This window comes from Ruminococcus sp. AM43-6 (assembly GCF_003461785.1).
In the GTDB taxonomy this organism is placed as follows: Bacteria; Bacillota; Clostridia; order Oscillospirales; family Ruminococcaceae; genus Hominimerdicola; species Hominimerdicola aceti.
In genome coordinates, this window is the sequence record NZ_QTXU01000059.1 from 1 (window position 1) to 4359 (window position 4359).

Below are 4359 nucleotides of genomic sequence, written 5' to 3' on the forward strand. Positions count from 1 at the left end.
ATTATCATAAGGTATGCGAACACGAGCAGGTAGCTTTGCACTGCGGCTGAAAATACTGTGAGCTGATTGTAGAGATTTTCAGGGAGAAGCTGCACACCGAAATTGCCCGAATGTTCAGGAAAGCGTGAAGCGAACTTTGTCGCCACATTGCTCCAGCCGTTGTACCAAAAACCGTCTGAAAGCATTGGAAGCACTGCGCCCAAGAATATCACTGCAAGATAAGATAAAGCCATAAAAATGAGCTTCAAAAGCTGTCCGAACAGCCAGTTCAGCCTGCCCACACGCATTATGTAGAAAACTGTGTTGGTGTCTATCTTGGGAAAATCTGCGATAAGTGTGAGGAAAACCAGCGGTATGATAAGAAGTATCGCACCCGAATTTGCTATGGCGATAAAAGGCTCAAGGATATTCAGCGGTTCGCCCATAAGCTCTGCGTTTGATTTAAGAGGCTCTATAGCAAAGCTGTAAATGAAGATAAGAAGCACTCCCAGGATTATCATTCGTGCGTCGCATACCCACTTTATGAACTCCGCCCTTGCACAGAAAAAGCTTTGTTTTAGGCTGAAATTTTTCATCATAGCTGACCTACACCCCCTTGTCCTTGCGCAAATTCATCACAATAATAAATCCCAGCAGGGTAACGATCGCCCCCGAACAGTTCACCGCTGTTATCCACTTTGCGCTTCTGTCAAAGCTTTGTATATACAGAAAATTCGTCACAGAGCTTGGATAAAAGGCGTTTGCTCTATCAAAATCAAAGTTATCGTTGAAAAGATTTGCGTCTATTATCCTATTGAGCATTGTTGTGAGGACATAGTTGAGCATAAAAGGCAGGCAGGTTATGATATACGGATTTTTGCAGAAAGAGCTTAGGAAAAACGCAGGCAGAGTGGAAACTGCACCATATGCGAAAGCTACTGCAAGCATTTTGATTATGGTTCTACCTGTGCTGTCTTGCATTATGTATTGAAGCTGGTCGGCTGATACGTCAAACTCCGAAAGTGGTTGAAAAAGCACTGCACAGGCTATGCCGTAAACAGCTATACCGAGCATAACGGCAAGTCCCCCTGAGATAAGTGCGGATATAAATTTTGAAAGATAATATCTTAGCTTGCCTGTGCGAGATATGGTGAAACGCATCAGTCCGTTATTTCGCTCTGCACAGAAAGACACCATGAATGGGAATGCCACGACAATAGGCAAAAACATTGTGATATATCCCGAAAGTCCGTTTCTGAAAACCAGCACTGAGGACAGCATTGGGTCGGTGCGGAGGATATTTTTATCGAGAGTGAAAAGTGACTCGAACACCGAATATGATTTATCGGTGGCAAGGTCTGTATAGGCTGAGGCGGTGAAAGCAAGCACTGTTGTCAGCAGCACCGCCCCTGCAAAGCCTATGTTTATTATGCTTTTGTTCAGGTCACATTTTATTGTGTTTAGAAGTTTTAGTTTCATTTCTCTATATCTCCGATCTCGGTGTAGATAAACCTACCAAGGTTATTGCTGTCAGCTTTGGCGTAGGCGAGCGTTCCAAACTCATGCCCTGAGGGGTCATACTCCGCAGGGTCTGTGCAGATAACGGCGTAATCAAAACTCTCCGACTTTCCGCTATCGAAAAGGTCTGTGGAGCAGTCAAGTATCACCATGACTTCAAGCCCCTCACTAAGCTCACCGTCGCAATAATATGTAGGCACTGTGCATACTGTCTTTTTGTCTGTGAGCTTAATTTCGGCCATGTTGTCGCCTATGGTCTGTACTGTGCCGAAAAAGCTGGGGAGGTCACGGTTTAGCTGTTCTTCATAGTTTTTCTCTCCATTTTCGTCATATTCGGCAACATACAGTTGATTAAGGATAAAATTATTGTCCTTGAAAAGATACCCCACATATACAACATCATCGACTTCATCGGGATAGTTTATTTCCTGATATACTATAAGATCGTTCAGGTCGGCTTTTAATGTTCTTTGTGGATCTGTAAATTCACAGGCAGATCCGCCCGTTCTTGTCATAGTACAAATGCCGCCGCTGTTTGAAAAAACTTTGCCGTTTTGACCTATAACATCACACAGCTTGATCTTAGTTATTCCATCATCAACGGTAAGAACAGCAGTGACCTTTTCACCAAACTTATTGTTTATGATCTGTTCTGAGTGGAGCTTTGATCCAGGATAATAAACTATATCGTCTTTAAAGTTATCTCTTGAAAGCGGCAATGTATAGCTTTTGCCCTCATATGTGAATGTAAGCTGTTCATTCTCATATTTTTCTGTTTCCACAGTTATGTTCTCAAATTCCGAACTTGGCTTTGACACGGTGCTCTCCGGCATATTTGACACGCTGTCAACAGCAGAGAGATCCGACTGTGGTTTATTTTCCCCACAGGAAGTCAGAAAAATAACAGCAGAAAACACGATACACGAAAACGTCATAAACTTCTTTTGTTTCATGATCTACCTCACTGCATAAGCATATTTATATCAAACTCATAATCAAGATCGCCGCTTTCAGCGTCAAGATAAATAAATCGCTGAATATTGCCTGCCGATGAATATTCATCACCTACTGGCATTTCATTTTCGGGAACATCCATAACAAACTCCCAGACCAAATGGCTGTCAAATTTTATGCCTGCATCGTAGCAGCTTTGACCGTTTTTATTATCGTTAAGAGGGGTGAGTGTGTATTTAAGGTCAATGGCACTTATCTCCATTTTCTCATTAAAATCTGTAAAAGTATTTTCAATAAACCCCATTGCACTTGACAGGGAAATTATCTTATCAACAGATCTTTCTTTTTTTGGTATCAAGATACCGTTGCCGTTAGTAAGGCTGCCTATCTCGTCGCTTTTAAACATCTGCATATATATGCCCTGCGTGATATATTTCATTTTCGACATACTTTCATCAGACGTATCTGTCATTTGCACAAGATCGTCAAGCAATACGCCGTTGTATTTTTTAGACGCATGGATATCAAAAGAGTAAATGCCCTGATCGCTTTGTCTTACAATTATAGTTTTAACGGCTATCTCCAAGTCAGGTTCAAGATCGGCATAGTTCTTATCGAGCCAGTCCTGAGCAAAATCAGCTGCCTGCTTGATCGTGACTGAAGTTCCGTCCAGTTCATAGCTGTCTGAAAGATCGTCATCTCTGTCAATATGATAGATCTTGACTCTGTTTCCGCCGTTAAAGAGATCATCAAAAGCTGAGGGCTTGGCAAAACAGATAAAGCCGTTATTTCCAACGCAGCCATACATTTTCTCGTCATCGTCGCTAAAGCTGTAACTTACCATTCCGTCGCCGGTTTCATCATGAACTGTATTCTCACGGTCGAGAACATCCTTGCCAAAAATCCGGGTCATTATCTTTTCGTAATTTTCCTCATAATCCGATATCTGAGTAAAATCGACTTCGCAGTAATCTTCGGGCAATTCCACACTGATATTTTCTCTCAGATCAAATTGAGTATAGCTTTTATCAAGAGCATTGTCTATGTCATCACTGAGTTTGTTGGAAGATATGTACTGTATAGCTGTGATCTCATTTCTCTCTTTACTGTCTTTCTCGGCAGAGAATCTTACGCTGTCAGGTGTCTGTGCACAGCCTGCAAGAACGACAGCCAACGCTGCGGCAAGTAATTTTAGATTTTTCATAAGCAACTTCCTTCCTCATATGTGATAACATCAGTAAGTCAATGGTAATTTTCGCTTTTGCTCAGGTCACTTTTTATTGTGTTATACGTTTCCTTTTTGATTATTAACAAAAGAAACGTTCATATCGTTACAATTTATGGTTGCATAAATTTCCTTGTTCGGAGTTTCGTCAAAGTAAAACACCCAGCATGGAACAGCTTCATATATGTCATACGAGCAGTAAGTTGCCCAGGGAGCTTTTTCACGGTCTTTTTCTTCATCTCCTGTGCTTTTCTCAATATTACCTTTTTTAATCATACAGTATTCAATAGCTATACGCTTGACGTTCAACTTCATATTTGTTGCTAAAGTATCACTTAAACATTTAGCGGCAGAAACAGGATCGGATGTACTCGTCAATTCACCGTCGATTTTATATTCTTCAAAGTAGGAGTTCGTGACAAAATTATTGACCTCGTTTCCGCAGATATATGCGAAAGCGCAGGACACGATCATATTTTCGTCAATGCTATCATAGCCTGCATATTCCAAAATATTTACGTCAGATACGGACTGAGTATAATTTGCCATATAAAAATAGCCGTCCGAACATTCATACAAGCTTATTCTCGATACTGACAGATCATTGGAATAATTGCAGAAATCTGTAAAATCATCAGCAAAATCCTGTGCTAACTTTACAGCCTCAGGCACAGATAGCTCTC

5 protein-coding genes are annotated in these 4359 nt (G+C 41.2%); all 5 read right to left on the reverse strand.

Features of this window, described 5'->3' with window-relative positions:
* The coding region (locus DW938_RS14155) for a hypothetical protein (RefSeq protein WP_118125549.1) at positions 1-578 on the reverse strand (578 nt) is incomplete at its 3' end.
* A 7-nt stretch (positions 579-585) separates the two neighbouring features.
* Complete coding sequence (locus tag DW938_RS14160) at positions 586-1458, reverse strand: hypothetical protein (protein ID WP_118125551.1); 873 nt, start codon at positions 1456-1458, stop codon at positions 586-588.
* Positions 1455-2450 (reverse strand): hypothetical protein, encoded by a 996-nt coding sequence (locus DW938_RS14165; protein WP_118125552.1) that lies wholly within the window; start codon positions 2448-2450, stop codon positions 1455-1457. The genes DW938_RS14160 and DW938_RS14165 overlap by 4 nt, the downstream gene beginning before the upstream one ends.
* Positions 2451-2458: 8 nt before the next feature.
* A complete protein-coding gene (locus DW938_RS14170; RefSeq protein ID WP_118125554.1) occupies positions 2459-3655 on the reverse strand; it encodes a hypothetical protein in 1197 nt (398 codons plus the stop codon).
* A gap of 81 nt (positions 3656-3736) precedes the next feature.
* Positions 3737-4359, reverse strand: a 623-nt coding sequence (locus DW938_RS14900; protein WP_181984469.1) for a hypothetical protein, incomplete at its 5' end; no start/stop codon positions are given.